Origin of the sequence: Neptunicella plasticusilytica (genome assembly GCF_047922965.1) — a bacterium.
In the GTDB taxonomy this organism is placed as follows: Bacteria; Pseudomonadota; Gammaproteobacteria; order Enterobacterales; family Alteromonadaceae; genus Neptunicella; species Neptunicella plasticusilytica.
The window spans coordinates 48611-69217 of the sequence record NZ_CP150481.1 but is presented as its reverse complement, the minus strand read 5'-3'; the positions used below and the strand labels follow the sequence as shown (position 1 = coordinate 69217).

The 20607-nt window shown below is 47.1% G+C and carries 16 protein-coding genes, 2 tRNA genes and 3 rRNA genes; 8 read left to right on the top strand and 13 right to left on the bottom strand.

Annotated features, from left to right (window positions below; genetic code table 11):
- Nucleotides 1-285: 285 nt before the first annotated feature.
- From rrf to V1467_RS00275, 5 genes are all read right to left on the bottom strand, one after another.
- Nucleotides 286-401: ribosomal RNA gene (gene rrf, locus V1467_RS00295) — 5S ribosomal RNA — on the bottom strand.
- Between the two features lie 164 nt (nt 402-565).
- Nucleotides 566-3445 (bottom strand): 23S ribosomal RNA (locus V1467_RS00290).
- A gap of 479 nt (nt 3446-3924) precedes the next feature.
- Nucleotides 3925-4000: transfer RNA gene (locus V1467_RS00285), tRNA-Ala, on the bottom strand.
- Nucleotides 4001-4126: 126 nt separating this feature from the next.
- A tRNA-Ile gene (locus V1467_RS00280) sits at nt 4127-4203 on the bottom strand.
- Between the two features lie 105 nt (nt 4204-4308).
- A 16S ribosomal RNA gene (locus V1467_RS00275) occupies nt 4309-5844 on the bottom strand.
- Together the 16S, 23S and 5S rRNA genes with 2 tRNA genes alongside form the textbook arrangement of a ribosomal RNA operon.
- Before the next feature lie 354 nt (nt 5845-6198).
- Here V1467_RS00275 and V1467_RS00270 point away from each other — a divergent pair.
- On the top strand, nt 6199-6735 hold the full coding sequence (locus V1467_RS00270; RefSeq protein ID WP_416306814.1) for a gamma carbonic anhydrase family protein: 537 nt from the start codon (nt 6199-6201) through the stop codon (nt 6733-6735).
- On the opposite strand, the gene aroE is transcribed toward V1467_RS00270, so the two are convergent.
- Genes aroE through V1467_RS00255 form a run of 3 tightly spaced genes read right to left on the bottom strand, consistent with a single transcriptional unit; the run spans nt 6732 to nt 9039 of the window.
- Entirely contained in the window at nt 6732-7556 is an 825-nt protein-coding gene (aroE, locus tag V1467_RS00265) for a shikimate dehydrogenase (protein WP_416306813.1), read from the bottom strand. The genes V1467_RS00270 and aroE overlap by 4 nt on opposite strands.
- A gap of 1 nt (nt 7557) precedes the next feature.
- Nucleotides 7558-8484 (bottom strand): oxygen-dependent coproporphyrinogen oxidase, encoded by a 927-nt coding sequence (gene hemF / locus V1467_RS00260; protein ID WP_416306812.1) that lies wholly within the window; start codon nt 8482-8484, stop codon nt 7558-7560.
- A gap of 3 nt (nt 8485-8487) precedes the next feature.
- Nucleotides 8488-9039 (bottom strand): L-threonylcarbamoyladenylate synthase, encoded by a 552-nt coding sequence (locus tag V1467_RS00255; protein WP_416306811.1) that lies wholly within the window; start codon nt 9037-9039, stop codon nt 8488-8490.
- Between the two features lie 173 nt (nt 9040-9212).
- Between V1467_RS00255 and purE the strand changes: the two genes are divergently transcribed.
- On the top strand, nt 9213-9698 hold the full coding sequence (purE, locus tag V1467_RS00250; protein WP_416306810.1) for a 5-(carboxyamino)imidazole ribonucleotide mutase: 486 nt from the start codon (nt 9213-9215) through the stop codon (nt 9696-9698).
- A gap of 4 nt (nt 9699-9702) precedes the next feature.
- Nucleotides 9703-10827, top strand: a complete 1125-nt coding sequence (locus V1467_RS00245; RefSeq protein ID WP_416306809.1) for a 5-(carboxyamino)imidazole ribonucleotide synthase — start codon at nt 9703-9705, stop codon at nt 10825-10827.
- Here the strand turns inward: V1467_RS00245 and V1467_RS00240 are convergent.
- From V1467_RS00240 to V1467_RS00225, 4 genes are all read right to left on the bottom strand, one after another.
- Entirely contained in the window at nt 10824-11384 is a 561-nt protein-coding gene (locus V1467_RS00240) for a topoisomerase DNA-binding C4 zinc finger domain-containing protein (protein WP_416306808.1), read from the bottom strand. The two genes, V1467_RS00245 and V1467_RS00240, sit on opposite strands and share 4 nt — an antisense overlap.
- Before the next feature lie 88 nt (nt 11385-11472).
- Complete coding sequence (locus V1467_RS00235) at nt 11473-11949, bottom strand: DUF494 family protein (protein ID WP_416306807.1); 477 nt, start codon at nt 11947-11949, stop codon at nt 11473-11475.
- A 4-nt stretch (nt 11950-11953) separates the two neighbouring features.
- Complete coding sequence (gene dprA / locus V1467_RS00230) at nt 11954-13063, bottom strand: DNA-processing protein DprA (RefSeq protein ID WP_416306806.1); 1110 nt, start codon at nt 13061-13063, stop codon at nt 11954-11956.
- 23 nt (nt 13064-13086) lie between these two features.
- A complete protein-coding gene (locus tag V1467_RS00225; protein ID WP_416306805.1) occupies nt 13087-14127 on the bottom strand; it encodes a LysM peptidoglycan-binding domain-containing protein in 1041 nt (346 codons plus the stop codon).
- A gap of 224 nt (nt 14128-14351) precedes the next feature.
- Here V1467_RS00225 and def point away from each other — a divergent pair, with 224 nt between their 5' ends.
- The 5 genes from def to V1467_RS00200 all read left to right on the top strand — a co-directional run bounded on the left by def (nt 14352) and on the right by V1467_RS00200 (nt 19152).
- Entirely contained in the window at nt 14352-14861 is a 510-nt protein-coding gene (gene def / locus V1467_RS00220; protein ID WP_416306804.1) for a peptide deformylase, read from the top strand.
- Nucleotides 14862-14870: 9 nt separating this feature from the next.
- Nucleotides 14871-15806, top strand: a complete 936-nt coding sequence (gene fmt / locus V1467_RS00215) for a methionyl-tRNA formyltransferase (RefSeq protein WP_416306803.1) — start codon at nt 14871-14873, stop codon at nt 15804-15806.
- The gene (gene rsmB / locus V1467_RS00210) at nt 15803-17098 is read left to right on the top strand and encodes a 16S rRNA (cytosine(967)-C(5))-methyltransferase RsmB (RefSeq protein ID WP_416306802.1); all 1296 of its coding nucleotides are present in this window, start codon (nt 15803-15805) and stop codon (nt 17096-17098) included. Before fmt ends, rsmB begins: the two co-directional genes overlap by 4 nt.
- A gap of 33 nt (nt 17099-17131) precedes the next feature.
- Nucleotides 17132-18565: a Trk system potassium transporter TrkA gene (gene trkA / locus V1467_RS00205; protein ID WP_416306801.1), complete on the top strand. Its 1434-nt coding sequence runs from the start codon at nt 17132-17134 to the stop codon at nt 18563-18565.
- Between the two features lie 71 nt (nt 18566-18636).
- A complete protein-coding gene (locus V1467_RS00200; protein ID WP_416306800.1) occupies nt 18637-19152 on the top strand; it encodes a DUF2780 domain-containing protein in 516 nt (171 codons plus the stop codon).
- Nucleotides 19153-19229: 77 nt separating this feature from the next.
- On the opposite strand, the gene V1467_RS00195 is transcribed toward V1467_RS00200, so the two are convergent.
- A complete protein-coding gene (locus tag V1467_RS00195; protein WP_416306799.1) occupies nt 19230-20366 on the bottom strand; it encodes a hypothetical protein in 1137 nt (378 codons plus the stop codon).
- Nucleotides 20367-20607 lie beyond the last annotated feature (241 nt).

Sequence of the window (20607 nt, the reverse complement as noted above, 5' to 3'; positions counted from 1 at the left end):
CACATGGGGTGAAGGCGGGGCTTTCAGGAACACAGTTCCTGCCGACTGAACGACGTTCATGGATGAACGGCTGGAGGTTGCTACATGGATGTGTGACAGATGATTGCGTCGCGTATCGCTGGGCGTGATGACAGCACGATGGGGTGGTTTTCCCCACGAGGCTGGTACTGCGCGGCAGCGTTTAGAGAATGGGCTATCCATAACATACTGGCAGGATGCGGCCATGTCGAATTCCAACCATAAAAAAAGGGCTACCCAATCGGGTAGCCCTTTCTCTAATTGGGAGTCTGGCGGTGTGCTACTCTCACATGGGGAAACCCCACACTACCATCGCCGCTAATACGTTTCACTGCTGAGTTCGGAATGGGATCAGGTGGTGCCGTATCGCTATGGCCGCCAGACAAAGACGGTTAACAATTTCAGAAAGCTGTTTGTTTATATTAGTGCTCAAACTGGTGGTTCAAGTCTTACTCTATCTCGTTCGAAGCTCGTTGCTCGTCACTCGTAGCTGTTTCTTGTACTTGTCATCAACAACCCAAATGCTTTAAAGCCACTTTGGCGTTGTATGGTTAAGCCTCTCGGGCAATTAGTACAGGTTAGCTTAACGCATTACTGCGCTTCCACACCCTGCCTATCTACGTCGTAGTCTTCAACAACCCTTCAGGACAGTTAAACTGTCAGGGATGACTCATCTCGAGGCTCGCTTCCCGCTTAGATGCTTTCAGCGGTTATCAATTCCGAACGTAGCTACCGGGCAATGCCATTGGCATGACAACCCGAACACCAGCGGTTCGTCCACTCCGGTCCTCTCGTACTAGGAGCAGCCCCTCTCAATCATCCAGCGCCCACGGCAGATAGGGACCGAACTGTCTCACGACGTTCTAAACCCAGCTCGCGTACCACTTTAAATGGCGAACAGCCATACCCTTGGGACCGACTTCAGCCCCAGGATGATGAGCCGACATCGAGGTGCCAAACACCGCCGTCGATATGAACTCTTGGGCGGTATCAGCCTGTTATCCCCGGAGTACCTTTTATCCGTTGAGCGATGGCCCTTCCATTCAGAACCACCGGATCACTATGACCTACTTTCGTACCTGCTCGACGTGTCTGTCTCGCAGTTAAGCTGGCTTATGCCATTGCACTAACCTCCTGATGTCCGACCAGGATTAGCCAACCTTCGTGCTCCTCCGTTACTCTTTGGGAGGAGACCGCCCCAGTCAAACTACCCACCAGACACTGTCCTCAATCCCGATTAGGGACCCGAGTTAGAACATCAAACATACAAGGGTGGTATTTCAAGGTTGACTCCAACAAGACTGGCGTCTCATCTTCTAAGTCTCCCACCTATCCTACACATATAGGGTCAATGTTCAGTGCCAAGCTATAGTAAAGGTTCACGGGGTCTTTCCGTCTAGCCGCGGGTACACAGCATCTTCACTGCGATTTCAATTTCACTGAGTCTCGGGTGGAGACAGCGTGGCCATGATTACGCCATTCGTGCAGGTCGGAACTTACCCGACAAGGAATTTCGCTACCTTAGGACCGTTATAGTTACGGCCGCCGTTTACCGGGGCTTCGATCAAGAGCTTCGCTTGCGCTAACCCCATCAATTAACCTTCCGGCACCGGGCAGGCGTCACACCGTATACGTCATCTTTCGATTTAGCACAGTGCTGTGTTTTTAATAAACAGTTCCAGCCACCTTTTCACTGCGGCCTCCATTCGCTTACGAAGCAAGTTCTTCACGAACGGAGGCGTACCTTCTCCCGAAGTTACGGTACGATTTTGCCGAGTTCCTTCACCCGAGTTCTCTCAAGCGCCTTAGTATTCTCTACCTGACCACCTGTGTCGGTTTGGGGTACGGTTCACATCATCATAAGCTTAGAGGCTTTTCCTGGAAGCAGGGCATCTGCAACTTCGTCACCTTGGTGACTCGTCTCGTGTCTCAGCATTAAGCACCCGGATTTACCTAAGCACTCTGCCTACTCACTTTCACATGGACTACCAACGCCATGCTTGCATAGCCTTCTCCGTCCCCCCATCGCTGATGATATAAGTACGGGAATATTAACCCGTTTCCCATCGACTACGCATTTCTGCCTCGCCTTAGGGGCCGACTTACCCTGCCCTGATTAGCATGGGACAGGAAACCTTGGTCTTCCGGCGTGGGGGTTTTTCACCCCCATTATCGTTACTCATGTCAGCATTCGCACTTGTGATATGTCCAGCAAACCTCTCGATTCACCTTCATCCACTTACACAACGCTCCCCTACCATACGTCCTAAAACGTATCCGCAGCTTCGGTGCTATGTTTAGCCCCGTTACATCTTCCGCGCAGGCCGACTCGACTAGTGAGCTATTACGCTTTCTTTAAAGGGTGGCTGCTTCTAAGCCAACCTCCTAGCTGTCTTAGCCTTCCCACTTCGTTTCCCACTTAACATAGACTTGGGGACCTTAGCTGGCGGTCTGGGTTGTTTCCCTCTTCACGACGGACGTTAGCACCCGCCGTGTGTCTCCCGGATAGTACTCACAGGTATTCGGAGTTTGCATGGGGTTGGTAAGTCGGGATGACCCCCTAGCCCAAACAGTGCTCTACCCCCTGTGGTATTCGTCCGAGGCGCTACCTAAATAGCTTTCGGGGAGAACCAGCTATCTCCCGGTTTGATTGGCCTTTCACCCCCAGCCACAGGTCATCCCCTAACTTTTCAACGTTAGTGGGTTCGGTCCTCCAGTGCGTGTTACCGCACCTTCAACCTGCCCATGGCTAGATCACCGGGTTTCGGGTCTATACCTTGCAACTAGACGCGCAGTTAACACTCGCTTTCGCTACGGCTCCCCTATGCGGTTAACCTTGCTACAAAATATAAGTCGCTGACCCATTATACAAAAGGTACGCAGTCACACCACGAAGGTGCTCCCACTGCTTGTACGTATACGGTTTCAGGTTCTATTTCACTCCCCTCACAGGGGTTCTTTTCGCCTTTCCCTCACGGTACTGGTTCACTATCGGTCAGTTAGGAGTATTTAGCCTTGGAGGATGGTCCCCCCATATTCAAACAGGATAACACGTGTCCCGTCCTACTCGTTTTCACTTAAAGTTCGCGTTCGTGTACGGGGCTATCACCCGGTATCGCCAAGCTTCCCAACTTGTTCCACTCGCTTACAATCAGCTTAAGGGCTGGCCCCCGTTCGCTCGCCGCTACTAAGGGGATCTCAATTGATTTCTCTTCCTAAGGGTACTTAGATGTTTCAGTTCCCCTCGTTTGCCTCATACAGCTATGTATTCACTGCATGATGATGCATAAATGCACCGGGTTTCCCCATTCGGACATCTGTGGCTAAAATGCGTTTTGTCAGCTCACCACAGCTTTTCGCAGACTTACACGTCCTTCATCGCCTCTAACTGCCTAGGCATCCACCGTATACGCTTAGTCACTTAACCATACAACCCAAAATAGCTTCGTCTTCGCCTTTTATGCTGCGCGTTTCGTCCTCTCTCACTCGGTTATGTACTGTTCGTACACGCCCTCGTTCGTTCGTCGAACTCGCTTGCCTAAAACCCGAATTCTCGCTATTTCATCTGCTTTAAAGTAACGTATTAAAGCATCTGAAATAACTCGCCACAGTCGCCTTTTTGTCCGACCGTCGGTGTCAATTCAATGACCGTTATATGCATGACAAGTACACCAGTTTTTACACTAGCTTTTACACCAGTTTTTACACTAGCTTTTTTCTACTACAAGTATCAGATAGAGTAAGTTACTTAAAAGTCTCACTCAGTTTTGATTACTAATATCAGCTTTCCAAATTGTTAAAGAACAGGTTTAAGATTTTTCGTTAAAAAAACCTTAATCAATCAACACTCGTCCAAATGTCCATTCATTAAGGTATTTCCTTTCCAACTCTCTATCTTATAAAGGTTGGTGGAGCTAAGCGGGATCGAACCGCTGACCTCCTGCGTGCAAGGCAGGCGCTCTCCCAGCTGAGCTATAGCCCCATTAATAAGGGTCACATCCAATGAGTTACCTCACTCAATGTTAAATTCGATTCAGACAAGGAAGAGAAGGGCGATGTGTGCGAAGCAGCACATGAGCGTTTCTCTGACGCAGTATCAATCGAATTTTGGTGGGTCTGAGTAGACTTGAACTACCGACCTCACCCTTATCAGGGGTGCGCTCTAACCAGCTGAGCTACAGACCCATTCATACGCACTGCATAAAACGCAATCCGTACTAGTTGCTCTTTACTTTCACAACAAGACTATCTGTGTGGACACTGCATCAATAAATAACGACCAATTTTGTGTAAGGAGGTGATCCAACCCCAGGTTCCCCTAGGGTTACCTTGTTACGACTTCACCCCAGTCATGAAACACAAAGTGGTAATCGCCCTCCCGAAGGTTAGACTAACTACTTCTTTTGCATCCCACTCCCATGGTGTGACGGGCGGTGTGTACAAGGCCCGGGAACGTATTCACCGCAGTATTCTGACCTGCGATTACTAGCGATTCCGACTTCATGGAGTCGAGTTGCAGACTCCAATCCGGACTACGACAAGCTTTCTGGGTTCCGCTCCACCTCGCGGTCTCGCTTCCCTCTGTACTTGCCATTGTAGCACGTGTGTAGCCCATCCCGTAAGGGCCATGATGACTTGACGTCGTCCCCACCTTCCTCCGGTTTGTCACCGGCAGTCCTCCTTAAAGTGCCCAACTTAATGCTGGCAACTAAGGACAAGGGTTGCGCTCGTTGCGGGACTTAACCCAACATCTCACGACACGAGCTGACGACAGCCATGCAGCACCTGTCACAGAATTCCCGAAGGCACTTCTGCATCTCTGCTGAATTTTCTGGATGTCAAGGGATGGTAAGGTTCTTCGCGTTGCATCGAATTAAACCACATGCTCCACCGCTTGTGCGGGCCCCCGTCAATTCATTTGAGTTTTAACCTTGCGGCCGTACTCCCCAGGCGGTCTACTTACCGCGTTAGCTTCGTTACGCATGAATTAAATTCTCACACAACTAGTAGACATCGTTTACGGTGTGGACTACCAGGGTATCTAATCCTGTTCGCTACCCACACTTTCGCACATGAGCGTCAGTCTTTGGCCAGGGAGTCGCCTTCGCCACTGATGTTCCTCCAGATCTCTACGCATTTCACCGCTACACCTGGAATTCCACTCCCCTCTCCAAGACTCTAGTCTGCCAGTTCTAAATGACCCTCCCAGGTTGAGCCCGGGGCTTTCACATCTAGCTTAACAAACCGCCTGCGTGCGCTTTACGCCCAGTAATTCCGATTAACGCTCGGACCCTCCGTATTACCGCGGCTGCTGGCACGGAGTTAGCCGGTCCTTCTTCTGTGGCTAACGTCAATGTAACTGGGTATTAACCAGCTACCCTTCCTCACCACTGAAAGTGCTTTACAACCCGAAGGCCTTCTTCACACACGCGGCATGGCTGGATCAGGCTTGCGCCCATTGTCCAATATTCCCCACTGCTGCCTCCCGTAGGAGTCTGGGCCGTGTCTCAGTCCCAGTGTGGCTGATCATCCTCTCAGACCAGCTAGAGATCGTCGCCTTGGTGAGCCTTTACCTCACCAACAAGCTAATCTCGCTTAGGCCCATCTCCTGGCGAGAGCGCAAGCGCCCTCTTTGACCCGCAGGTGTCATGCGGTATTAGCAGTCGTTTCCAACTGTTATCCCCCACCAGGAGGCAAGTTCCTAAGCTTTACTCACCCGTCCGCCACTCGTCATCATCTAGCAAGCTAGACATGTTACCGTTCGACTTGCATGTGTTAGGCCTGCCGCCAGCGTTCAATCTGAGCCATGATCAAACTCTTCAATTAAAAAACTTAAATCTATGAATTTTGGTAGACACTCATCAACGAGTGCCCACACAGATTGTCTTGTTGCAAATTGTTAAAGAACAGCGCTTGAAAGTCTCCTCTCAAGCGGGAGGCGTATTCTACGCATCCCAGGGTCAGTGTCAAGAAACTTTTTAAACCTTTTTTCTTGTCCGACCCCCTTCATGGCCGTCCGTCCGGACTCCCCTGAAGCGAGCGCGCATTCTACATCCTATCCCCTTACCGTCAACCTCTTTTTTACCCTTTTTAGCCGTTTGCGCAGCTTTTAACCACCTTTTGCCCTTAAAGGGCTATTTTTGCTACAATTCTCTCATTCAAATTGAGTAAATAGATAAAATGAGCTTACATTCCTATAAAAACATCAAGCCTATATTAGGTAGTCAATGTTATGTTGATAACAGTGCCGTACTAGCAGGTGACATTCACTTAGGCGATGACGTCAGTATCTGGCCCTTGGTTGCCGCCCGTGGTGACGTCAATCATATCCGTATTGGCGCGCGTACTAATATACAGGATGGCAGTGTATTACATGTGACCCGTAAATCTGCAGCCAATCCTGATGGCCATCCGTTATTAATAGGTGAAGATGTCACCGTTGGGCACAAGGTCATGCTACATGGCTGTCAATTAGGTAATCGTATATTAGTAGGTATGGGCGCGATTGTAATGGATGGTGCCGTGGTTGAAAGTGATGTCATTATCGGTGCCGGGAGTTTAGTACCACCTAACAAGGTACTGGAGAGTGGCTATCTATATGTAGGCAGTCCGGTTAAAAAAGCCAGGCCTTTAAATGAGAGTGAAATGGCCTTTTTAGCACAGTCTGCACAGAATTATGTCGAACTAAAGGACGAATATATAAAAGAGCAGCATTAAGCTGCTCTCAACAATTGGTCTCTTAGCAATTGTCGCAATGCACTGGTTTTAGGTCTGATGCCACGCCAAATCTCAAAACTTACCGCAGCCTGTTCAATTAGCATACCTAAACCATCAATTGTGGTTTCAACGCCGTTATCTATTGCCCATTGGTTAAACGGCGTGTTTGCAGCGCGATACACCATGTCATAGCAAATCGTATCTTTATTTAACAGATTGGCTTTAAGTGGTGGTAATTGATCCGACAAACTGGCCGATGACGCATTAATAATTAAATCAAAAGGCTTATCCGCCAGATCAGCATAACCAACACCACAGATTTTTACCGGTGAATCAATCAGCTCGGCAAGTTGTTGTGCTTTTTCCACTGTACGATTAACAATGATCAGTTTTTGTGGATTTTCAGCCAATAAGGGAAGTAGTACCCCGCGGGCCGCGCCACCAGCCCCCATCAGTAAGATACGTTTCCCCTGCATAGGAACATTGTGAAATTTCAGATCAGCAATTAAACCTCGACCATCGGTATTATCACCGACAATATAGTCGCCTTTAAAAATAAGGGTGTTTACCGCACCGGCAATACGGGCTTCTTCAGAAACACTTTGCGACAGTTCAAAAGCCAGCTCTTTAAATGGCGCAGTAATATTGCATCCTTTGCCACCGGATTGAATAAAAGCCGCCACTTTGGATTTAAAGTCAGAGATTTCCGCCAACTGCGCGCCATATTCCAACTGTTGCCCGGTTTGCTCTGCAAAGTGTTGATGAATCACCGGCGATTTACTCTGCGCAATAGGATTACCGAATACCGCATACTGGTCCAACTTAATTCTCCTCGGCTTCTGCTAACCAGTTTCTGGGACGCAGATAGTCTCTATACAGCTCCGCTTCATAACTCCCTGGTGTTGGATGGTAGTCATATTCCCAACGTGCTAATGGAGGCATAGACATTAGAATCGACTCGGTCCTTCCACCGGTTTGCAGCCCAAACAAGGTTCCGCGATCATAAACCAGGTTAAATTCAACGTAGCGACCACGTCTATATAATTGAAATTGACGTTCTTTATCGCCCCACCCGGCGCTCTTACGCTTCTCCAGGATAGGAACGTAAGCATCCAGATACCCATTACCAACGGCTTGCACGAATTCAAACGACTTTTCGAAACCCCATTGATTTAGATCATCAAAGAAAAGCCCACCGACGCCTCGGGTTTCATCACGATGTTTTAAATAGAAATAATCGTCACACCATTTTTTGTAATCGTTATAAACATTTTCACCAAAAGGACGACATAATTGTTCTGCGGTCCGGTGCCAATGCAATACATCGTCCTTATGCGGATAAAAAGGCGTTAAATCAAAACCGCCACCAAACCACCAAACCGGTTCTGCTCCCTCCTTTTCCGCAATAAAGAAACGCACATTGGCGTGTGAGGTAGGCACATTCGGATTTTCAGGGTGAATCACCAGCGACACACCACAAGCCTGGAAGGTTCTTCCTGCCAATTCCGGTCTTCCGGCTGTAGCGGAAAGCGGCATTTCGGAGCCAAATACATGAGAGAAATTAACTCCGCCTTGCTCGATAACATTCCCGCTGCGCATGACCCGAGTTCTGCCTCCACCGCCCTGTTCGCGCTGCCAATTATCTTCGACAAAACGGCCTTTTCCATCAGCCAACTCCAGTGTTTGGCAAATATTATCCTGCAACTTATGAAAAAAAGTGATGACTTGTTGAATGTCAGGCGTTGACATGATTTACCTCAATTGTTGTCCACTAAGTGCATCATAAATCCTGCTGGGTTGTTTGTTACCCCCCACAGATTGATCCAGGACAAAATTTACTGCATTTTTAAATTGATCGCGCACTTGTTGTGCAGTTATTGCCGGAACTTGCCCTGACAAGTTAGCACTTGTCGATACTATAGGTTTGCCCAGCGAACGGCATAACTCTCTAACAGGCTCAAAAGCCGGTACCCGTACCGCAATTTTGTCTGAGCTCCCACTCAACAGGGATGACACTCGTTCAGATTTGGGTAACAACCAGGTCACTGGACCGGGCCATTTTGAAAAAATCTCGAAACGTTTGTCCTGAGGGATAAGCTTGTCGTTTACGTAAGGTAATAGCTGCCCATAATCGGCTGCAACCAGGATTAAACCTTTATCAGCCGGCCGGTTTTTTATTTTCAACAGATTTTCCAGTGCCTGCTGATTATCCGGATCACAGCCTAATCCAAACACCGCTTCAGTCGGATAAGCAATTAACCCGCCACTATTAAATATGCCAGTTAGAGATAATTGTTCTGACAAGCAAGCCCCCTGTAGCTAGCTAAACTTCAGTTAATCAAAGCACGCAGATTAACACAGTCATAAACTATTTTGATCTGCCTAATCGCGACAAATAGTGACTCAACGTTTCCGCTCCAGCGATAAACCGCTATAATGCCGCTTTTATTTTAAAAATTTGTTATAGCGGAATGAATATGAAAATAGGAATAATCATGGGCTCCAAGTCGGATTGGCCGACAATGAAACATGCTGCCGATATGCTGGATCGGTTTGGTGTCGCCTATGAGACTAAAGTGGTGTCAGCTCACCGCACCCCACAACTATTGGCAGATTATGCATCTTCCGCACAAGATCGCGGCATCAAGGTTATTATCGCCGGAGCGGGTGGAGCAGCTCACTTGCCAGGCATGGCGGCTGCTTATACCAATTTGCCAGTATTGGGCGTACCGGTACAATCCAAAGCACTAAAAGGTATGGATTCATTGCTTTCTATAGTCCAGATGCCAAAAGGTGTGGCGGTCGGAACCTTGGCTATCGGTGACGCAGGGGCAGCGAATGCAGGTTTATTGGCTGCACAGATACTGGCAACCAATGATGATGAACTCATCGCTAAAATTGAAGCGTTTCGCAATGCACAAACCGATTTTGTATTGACCAACCCCAATCCAGCCGAGAGCTAATGTTGTGGAAGTACTAGTATTAGGCGCCGGACAACTCGCCAGAATGATGGCATTGGCTGGCTCCCCTGTTGGTTTCAATGTGTGCGCGTTTGATGTGCGCACCGATAAAGTGGTGCACCCTGTCACGCAGACTGAGGTGTATTCCGATTTATTATCGGCCATATTGGAAGTGGATGTTATTACCGCAGAGTTTGAGCATGTCCCCCTCGACATTCTTCAAACCTGCCAGCAAAGCGGCAAACTTTATCCAAACAGCACTGCAATTAAGACAGGTGGTGATCGCCGGTTGGAAAAAGCGCTGTTAGAAAAAGTCCAGACAGCCAATGCAGAACATCAAGTTGTCAACAATCGCGACGATTTCAACGCGGCCCTGAATAAACTGGGTACCCCACTGGTGTTAAAAAGTGCGCTGGATGGATACGACGGCAAAGGGCAATGGCGAATTAAGCTGCCAGAACAGGCAGAAGCTGTCTGGCAACAAGTGGAACAGTTTTTGGCGCACAGTAGCGCTAGCCAAGGTGTTGTTGCCGAGCAATTTGTTGCATTTAAACGAGAAGTGTCTCTGGTTGGCGCGCGCAACCGACGGGGTCAATTGGCATTTTATCCATTGGCAGAAAATATTCATGTGGATGGCGTACTGAGTTTATCCATTGCTAATGAAGTCAATGATGATTTACAAAAGCAAGCCGAAACCATGTTCACCGCCATCGCCAATGAACTCAAGTACACCGGCGTATTGGCAATTGAATTTTTTGAATTGGACGGCCAATTGTTGGTGAACGAAATTGCTCCCAGAGTTCACAATTCAGGTCACTGGACCCAGCAAGGTGCGGACACCTGTCAGTTTGAAAATCATCTGCGTGCGGTGTTTAATTTACCGCTTGGCAGCACACAATTGATCCGGCCTACGGCGATGATTAATATCTTGGGTGAAGACAACTTGCCTGATGCGTTGCTGGATATCGCCAGTTTGCATTTACATTGGTACGGAAAAGAAAAACGTCCCGGTCGAAAAATGGGGCATATCAACGTCAGTGGCAAAAACAACGCAGAACTTGAGAGTCGTCTGCGCGAAGTTGCCGCACTACTTGATCCGATAAAATTTCCGGCTTTATCAAGTTATCGTTAATTTTGCTGTATGTGCTGGCATTTTTTGTCAGCACATTGTCGCTTAGCCGAGTCTCCCTGACCTTTTTTAGTCAACAAGCCAAAACCGCATTTTTCACATTGACCAGCAACAGGCAAAGAGTTAAGTACAAACTTGCATCTGGGATAACCATCACAGGCATAAAAACTCTTGCCGAAACGGTTGGAACGCTTCACTAGCTGATGACGCTTGCATTGCGGGCAATCAAAACGGGTTTCATCCTGAGACTTGGTCGATTCAATATGATGACATTCGGGAAAGTGGCTACAGCCTATAAACAAGCCGTAGCGTCCTTTTTTTATGGCTAGCGCACCGCCACATTCAGGACATTGTGATCCTTCAATAATTTTAATTTGACTATCTTCATGCTCATGTAGCGGTTTGGTAAAGTCACATTGTGGATATCGGCTACACCCTATAAAGGCGCCGTTTTTACTGCGTCGAATTTGAAGTGGGGCCTCACACGACGGACATGATCCAAATGCCTGCTGATGACCTTGCAGATTAGCATCAAATAAAGAGTGATCAATTTTAGACATAGGCCAGGAATAGAACAGTCAAGTATACGAACATTCAGTATGCCAGAGTCAGCGATGGCTTAATATCTAAGCCTGTCAATGAAGTTGCTTAATGTAACGGACCGTCAGGCTCGTCAAATAGCAAATCTTCCATCTGGTCGTAGGCATTTTCTTTACCTGGCACGTTAAATAGCACCATCAATACCACCCATTTCAGGTCTTCCAGACAAAATTCTGTTGAATCAATTTCCATGACTCGATCGATAACCATTTCACGGGTAGACGGATCCAGCACATTAATTTGCTCAAGAAATATCAAAAAACCACGACAAGTCACATCCAGCTGCATTTCCTCTTCCTGAGTATAAATGCGCGTGACCGGGGTAATTGATGCTTTAGCTAAATAAGGTGTGGTATCGGTTTCTTGTAAAGCGGCCAGTTTTTCTAACCAGGCTAACGCCTTATAGATTTCGTCGTGATGAAATCCGGCGCGAATTAGCTCATCGGTTAGTTCATCCTGATCCACCCGAATTTCCGTTTCACTGTGAATAAAGTTTTCAAACAAATACATGAGGATATCAAACATAGCACTAACCCCTCAGTTTAATGTAACCACCAGATATGGTTGTTACCAACCCACGCAGTTCATATTCTAATAATGTTGCCGTAACTACCTCTAGGGACAGTCCGCTGCGTTGTACCACTACGTCGATTGCAGTGGCCTCATAGTCAACACTATCTAACAATTTATCGGTTGCCAAGCCTTGCTCACCAGTTTTTTGTGTATTTTTTTCAGGTGCATAAGCATTGATAAAACTAAGGTTTTGAAATTCCTCGTTAATATCATCAACTCCCTCTACCAGCTTGGCACCGTTCTTGATTATAAAATGACACCCTTTTGATTGCGGACTATGAATATTACCCGGCACAGCAAACACTTCACGTCCCTGTTCCAAGGCAAAACGGGTGGTAATCAGCGAACCACTTTTTATCGCGGCTTCAACCACTAGCGTACCTTTTGATAACCCCGATATAATCCGGTTTCTGCGGGGAAAGTTGTGCGGAGCGGCTGGCGTAGCCGGAATAAACTCGGATAATAGGCACCCTTCAAACTCAATAATTTGCTTTGCCAAACGTTGATGACGGTGTGGGTAGACCTTATCAATCCCGGTCCCCAAGACGGCCACAGTGGGTTTAGCAGCATCAATTGCTCCTTGATGAGCACATCCGTCGATACCTACTGCCAGTCCACTGGTTACAACCCATCCCTGTTCGGATAAAGCGCGTGCCATCGACTTGGCAATTTCCTTTCCTCCAACACTAGGATTTCGACTCCCCACAATGGCGAGTTGAGGTTGCTCTAATATCGCCTGATTACCAATGCCGAAAAGTACTGGAGGTGGTCGGCTAATTTCCCGCAATTGCGAAGGATAACCGGGGTCTTGTATGGTAAGCAGGAAATTTTGTTTGCTGCTATACAGCCAATTAAGGCAAACATCCAGTTTGGACTGATCGGGATTCTTTAATGAACTAATTTGCAGATCGGTCAAACCTGCCCTTAGTAAGTCTCCAACATCCCATGCGAAGAGTTGCTCAAGCTTACCGTGGGTCGCCTGCAAAACCTGATCAAAAGCGGCTGGACCAAATTGGGGCAATAAATAAACCGTTAACCATTGTTTTAATCTGACATCCTCTGTCATCGCGCCTCCCTATTCCTGATTGTTTAAGGGTGAGCGACTATAGCCCCCCTTTTAATGATTTTGGTAGAACGGGTAATCAAAGCATAGCTGCTGTTATCAAAAACTTTAAATATCACCAACTCCCCTACCTTAAGTGCAGGTTGCTCCATATCTTCGCTGGAAAGAAATACGGATTTTAGCCAGGAACTTTCGCCTTCATAGGTGGGTTCATCTGATGCTCTAATCTTGGGTCCTTGGGTATAAATACCCATTACCGTACCGGGTACCACATCGGAACTGCCCAAGTCGATGGCAACAACATCATACTTACCCATCAATTTATGCTGCTGCAGATTAGTCAATATGTGCCCTTGCTGATTATTAGCCGGCACTAACCCCAAGGCACGGTCTTCGCTGATAGCAGGCGTCTGCATAACCCGATCACCGCGCATAGCTTCAAACTTGGAACCCTCAACATTGACCAATGTCCCTTTGCCTGCGTCGGTGGGAACCAGTTTGGCATCCGCAACATGGCGCACATGCCAACCGACAACCTCACCCTCCATATCAATAATTTCGCCTTGTTGGCGCACGATAGAATAATTGCCACTGGTATCCGTAATTTTATCGCTGAGGACCAAATCACCACTGGCAAAACGGATGCTGGCATCACCGTCGCCCAAAATCACCGGCAAAGTCTGGTACTCTTCATCAGACATAATAAAATCGTTTGAAACAAAACCTTCTATTACCGACCAGGGAATAGTTGGTACGGGTAAAACCGGTTTAGTGATGCGTTTACCTTGGGGAGACAGTTTAACTAGCGGCTTGGTGACTTCCGGCTCTCGCACCAATTCCAGTTCCGGCTCACCTGCCTGGTTGATAATCAAGTACAACTCGTCACCCGGATAAATCAAATGTGGATTAACGATATAGGTATTGTTGCGCCATAATTCAGGCCATTGCCAAGGTTGTTGCAAATACAGACTGGAAATATCCCATAGCGTATCGCCTTTCTTAACCACATACTTTTCCGGTGCGCTGTCTTTGATCGTAACTGCAGCACAACAGAGTGGAAATATCATCAGTATGAAGAGCCACCTTGCTACACGAGCTGCCATGGTTTTCCCCTTAGTTTTGGTTGTCACACTGTAACCTTATATCCCGTGCAGTGAAATCTGCACTTCAAGTCGCTTGGGTATATCATCAGATATACGCTAGAATAGCGAGCAACTATTAATGGAGTAAATACATTCATACGACGGATCGTATACTATTTCATACTAACCAATTGTAGCTGAATTAATAAATGGCAATATTAGAAGTTCTCAGATTCCCGGATGAGCGGTTACGTACCGTCGCCAAACCGGTCAAAACCGTCAATGCGCAGATTAAAAAACTGATCAGCGATATGTTTGACACTATGTATGACGAAAAAGGCATTGGCCTAGCTGCCACCCAAGTTGACGCGCATGTTCGGGTAGTGGTGATGAATGTAGCCGAAGATCAGGATCAACCTTTGGTTTTTATTAATCCAGAAATCACTCATCTTGAAGGTTCGACTATTAGTGAAGAGGGTTGTTTATCCGTTCCCGGTAATTACGCTAAGGTCGAGCGGGCGGAAAAAGTCTCTGTTACGGCACTGGATAAAGAGGGTAACGAATTTAGCCTGGAAGCCGAAGGTCTGCTCGCAATCTGTATTCAACACGAACTTGATCATCTAAAAGGCAAGCTATTTGTCGATTATCTATCGCCATTAAAGCGCCAACGTATCCGTAAAAAGCTGGAAAAAGAAGCGCGCCTGGAAGCTAGAGGCTAAAAAAAACGGATGACCACACCTTTGAATATTATTTTTGCCGGCACGCCGGATTTTGCCGCAAAACATCTAGATGCGCTTATTGCCTCAGAACATCGGGTTGTTGCGGTTTATAGTCAACCCGACCGTCCAGCAGGACGCGGTAAAAAACTACAAGCTAGCCCGGTTAAACAACTCGCCGAAAAACACAATATTCCGGTTTTCCAACCCCAGTCGTTAAGAGACCAACAAGCACAAGATCAGTTAGCCGAATTGCAGGCCGATATTATGATTGTGGTGGCCTACGGACTGATATTACCTAAAGCCGTGCTGAACATACCGAGACTGGGCTGTTTGAATGTGCATGGTTCTCTGCTCCCCAAATGGCGAGGGGCGGCTCCCATTCAACGCGCTATCTGGGCAGGTGACGATGAAACCGGCATCACCATCATGCAAATGGATGAAGGTCTGGATACCGGCGATATGCTGACAAAACACCGTCTAAACATCCAGCACGACGAGACCAGCGCATCATTGTATGCAAAGTTGGCTGAATTAGGTCCCGTCAGTTTGCTCGAAACACTGAATAATTTGCAAGATATCAAACCCGAAGCGCAAGATAACAGTCAGTCATCATATGCAGAAAAACTGTCCAAGCAGGAAGCGCAAATAAACTGGTCACATAATGCCATTCAGCTGGCACGCAACATTCGCGCGTTTAATCCCTGGCCTGTGGCCTTTTTTTTGCTTGCTGATTTATCTATTAAGGTATGGCAAGCCGATGTCGTTAATCAATCCGGCCAACCCGGTGAAATACTTGCGGCAGGCAAAGATGGCATTGTGATCGCCACTGGCGCACAGGCACTACGCATCACCCAACTGCAGATCCCCGGCAAAAAAGCCATGTCTGCAGCAGAAATTCTCAATGCCCGTCAAGACTGGTTTATTAAAGGCCGAATACTACCTTGAAAAAGCCTAATTTAAGAGCCGACGCGGCGAATATTTTATTGTCAGTTCTGGAAAAGGGCCAGTCGTTACGCGACACCCTGCCTGCGGCTCAAGAAAAGCATCAGGACAAAGATAAAGCCTGGTTGCAGGAAATGGTGTTTGGTGTATTGCGTCAATTGCCATTATTGCAATACTGGTTAAGGCAACTATTGGATAAACCGCTCAAAGGTCGCAATAAAGTAGCCGAGCATCTAATTGTGTTGGGATTATATCAGCTTGCTTTCAGTCGCGTATCCGATCACGCCGCAGTATCAGAAACCGTTGCGGCCTGTCCAACTCTCAAAGTGCCAGGTCTCAAGGGTTTAGTTAACGCTATTCTTCGTAATTTTGTGCGTCAGAAACTAGCGACAAAGAAGCCGGAAAATGCGCAGATTTTATCTGGACTACCTAACTGGTTGTTTCAGCAAATCAGCCAGCATTATCCTGAGCAGAGCGAGCAACTGATCCATAGTATGCATAACAAGGCACCAATCTGGTTACGGGTAAACCAGCAACAGTGCTCGGTTAAGCAATATTGTGCTGAACTGGAACAACAGCAAATCGCCTATCAGATTTCCGAACAGCACCCCGACGGGCTTATTTTGCAGCGCAGCTGCGATATTACCTCCCTACCCGGCTATGACAAAGGCTGGTTTGCGGTACAAGACGGAGCGGCACAACTGGCTGCCCGCTTGTTATCACCACAACAAGGCGAATCGATACTTGATGCGTGCGCCGCTCCCGGTGGTAAAACCTGCCATATCCTTGAATTACAACCTGGACTGAAACGCTGTTTAGCTTTGGATGTCGACCAGCAACGACTTTTGCGGGTGGCTGAAAATCTGCATCGTTTGGGTCATAACGCAGATTTGGTAACGGGTGATGCCAGCGATACCAATAGCTGGTGGGATGGTGTGCCCTTTGATCGGATTTTATTGGATGCTCCCTGTTCTGCTACTGGCGTGATCCGCCGCCATCCTGATATCAAATGGTTAAGAAAAGCCAGTGACATTAACGAACTCGTTGCGTTACAGGCAAAGATCATGGATGCGCTATGGCCGACACTTAAATCCGGTGGTCATATGTTGTATGCAACCTGTTCGATATTACCGCAAGAAAACGGTCAACAGATTGGCGCTTTTTTATCTCGCCATCAGGACGCGTCCGTTCAGAAAATTCCGCAGGGTAATGTGAATAACCACCCCGGCAGACAAATTCTCCCCGGAGAACAGCAAATGGATGGTTTCTATTATTGCATGCTGCTAAAGTCTTAATAATGCTATTACTTCCAACGAGTTAGATTACAGATGAAGATCATCATTCTGGGTGCCGGACAAGTTGGCGCTACATTGGCGGAAAATCTGGTCGGTGAGCAAAATGAAATTACCGTAATTGATGCGAATGCCGAAACACTGAGTAATATCCAGGATAGACTGGATCTTCAGGTTGTGGTCGGGACGGGCTCCCACCCGGACGTATTAAAAAGAGCCGGTGCTGAAGACGCCGACATGCTGATCGCTGTGACCAACTCTGACGAAACCAACATGATTGCTTGTCAGGTGGCCTATAGCCTGTTCAAGACACCGAGTAAAATTGCCCGCATACGCTCCGAACAGTATCTCAATTACCAGGATCAGTTATTTCGCCATACGGATGTACCGGTCGATCATCTGATTGCACCTGAGCAGCTGGTTACCAAGTCCATTCGTCGCTTAATTGATTACCCAGGCGCATTGCAGGTAGTTGAATTTGCCGAAGGAAAAGTCAGCCTGGTAGCAGTCAGAGCCTATTATGGCGGATTGCTGGTGGGACATGCCTTGTCGGCGTTAAGAGAGCATATGCCCAATGTAGAAACCCGGGTAGCGGCAATTTATCGTAAAGGTCGGCCTATCCGACCACTGGGCACTACAGTTATCGAAGCGGATGATGAGGTCTTTTTTATTGCGGCGACCAAGCATATCCGTGCAGTAATGAGTGAGCTGCAAAAACTGGAATCCAGTTATAAGCGTATTATGATCGCGGGTGGTGGCTTGATCGGGGCCGGCTTAGCCAAGCAACTGGAGAAAAACCATAACGTTAAACTGATTGAGCGCTCCGCCGAACAGGCCAGTTATTTGTCTTCTATCCTAAACAACACTTTGGTGTTTAACGGTGATGCCTCCGATCAGGAACTGCTTAGTGAAGAGCATATTGAACAATCTGATGTGTTTATCGCCGTTACCAACGATGATGAAGCCAATATTATGGCAGCCATGCTGGCTAAACGTATGGGCGTTCAGAAGACCATGGTACTCATCCAGCGTAGCGCCTATGTTGATTTGGTGCAGGGGGGGGAAATCGACATCGCCATTTCTCCGCAGCAAGCGACAATCTCGGCCCTTCTCACTCATGTAAGACGTGGGGACATAGTGAATGTTTACTCACTTAGACGCGGGGCTGCTGAAGCCATTGAGGTTATTGCTCACGGTGATGAGAAAACCTCTAAAGTTATTGGTAAGCAAATCAAGCAAATTAAATTACCGCCTGGTACCACTATCGGCGCTATTGTGCGTAAACTCGAACCTCTGGTCGCGCACTCAAATAAAATGCTTGAATCGATTGGCAATAAAGAAGAAGTCATTATTGCCCACTCCGATACCGTGATACAGCCCAACGATCACGTCATTATGTTTCTGGTCGACAAGAAATACGTTAAAGATGTTGAAAAGCTGTTCCAACCTAGCGCCTTCTTTTTTGGTTAACCAGACGTTCCATTAAACAGCGCTCGTTTTATACTTTGCTACACTTTAAATCAGCTAAGGTAAGGAATAGTATGATGAGAAAAAACATCGCTTTGTTGTGCAGCTTAATATTGCTAGCCTATTTTTCTAGTGTTGCCGAAGCCACTACCACAGCACAAACCCCTCTCAGTACCCAGGATTTGCTCGCGACGATGACAACCTCTTTGGGCGTCACCAATGAACAGGCCGAGGGCGGGGTAGCGTCGATTATGAACTACGTAAAAGACAATCTGTCGACTAGCGATTTCAGTCAAATTGGCAATGCCCTGCCCGGATTAAGCGGTATTATGGATTCCGTTCCTGACATCAGCAATCTTGCCTCGGCAGACAAATTGAGTGAGTTAATGGAACAAATGGGAAGTTACAGCGACTCTCTCAAAGCAATCAATGAAGTGAAGAAACAGTTTGAAGCAATGGGACTATCGTCCGATATGATTAGCCGCTTTGTTGACCAGATCCAGAATTACCTGAACACGCCGCAAGGAGCAGAGGCTAAAAAACTGCTGATGCAAGGTGTTGGCAAGCTAATCAACCTGAATGCGGGATAGTCAATTAAAACAAGGTTCCGGCTCTTTAGACTTGCCAAAAAGCCGGAACATGACTCGATACAATATCGATTCTGTCACTAACAGCCGGCACAGTGACTAACGTTGGACACAGACTTTCTTCTGGCAACGGTTAACAAAACTAATCCCAGTGCTAGTATTGCAAAGCCGTCTGGTTCTGGTACCAAAACAGAGGCCGCTACTGCGGCAACTAAATCTTCAGCCCCTTGCCAGCCAACGATTAAATCCGTTAATGATGGCAGATTAAAATCACCATTTGTCAAACTGCCAGCGTTATCCTTGTCTAACGTAATGCTATAGTCAGGTCCGCTGACTTCTATATCCATAATCAATCCCAGCGCTAACTCGAAGCCCTTAATAACTGCCACTATCGGGACAATATCCACATCAACAACGTTATAGTTGCTGCCAAGATTAGTTGTCATCTCACTCACGTCCAAACGAGGGAGAGTGTAATCAGAGGTAACAGATTGAATCGTCTTTACAATCTCGTCTAAATCTGACCAATCTGCACTACTTTCAGGTTCTAATAGACTCTCAGGTAGATCTACCTGTTTATCTCGATCAGGAGGAGTTTTGGCAAAATCAGCTGTCTCATTACCAGAGGTGTTAACTAACATAGGCTCATCCAGTATTGCGGCCGAACTCACATTTCGCGTTTCCAACCCATCGATGTCTTTATGCCCCTGTTGATTAAGCGAACTCGATTTAAGCATTAGAGTATTCAATCCGACATGTGAAGTATCGCTCCAACATCTTGTGCCGAAAGTACATGCTTTTTTACCTAAATCCATATCTCGAGATGTAGCAAACTCAGTCTTCGTTGTCTGTTTCGGAACTTGGCTGTTAAACGCTGCGTGGGCGAATAAATTGGGCTGGTGATTGAACTCATACAAGCCCGTCACCGACATTTTCCGAGGGCAAGTTAGAGACGCATCAAAAACAGTAGACGAAATATCTGATGCCTGAACTGTATTACCCTTATTCTGACTCATTGGCGTATGCCAATGGGCACCGACAAAAACACTATCGTCGACTATTCCCGCATAACCTTTTTTCCAAACACTTCGCTCAACAGCATCGTTGCTCACCAAAGTAGCCAATACATTGGTACTAAACATTAATACTACAGCAGCACAAATCGAACCCTTACCAGCTCGCCGGTAAGTTAGAGGAATGAATAAATCGTTTTTCATCGCCCGCTCCCATAAAGAAAGTTAAAACGATGAGTTTAAATAGTGGATATAAAGCCCGGTCTCATCAGTTACGCTTAACAAGCCACAATTATGAATTTGTGACTATGATACAAAGCAAGGTAAAGCATAGGTATCGGCGCCCAACAAATTTTACCTTTACGCTATGAATAGCATATTTGATGCCATCAATTAGACAAAGCCCCTTTACCTAGATACACGCAGGGTTAGTCAGTACCAACTT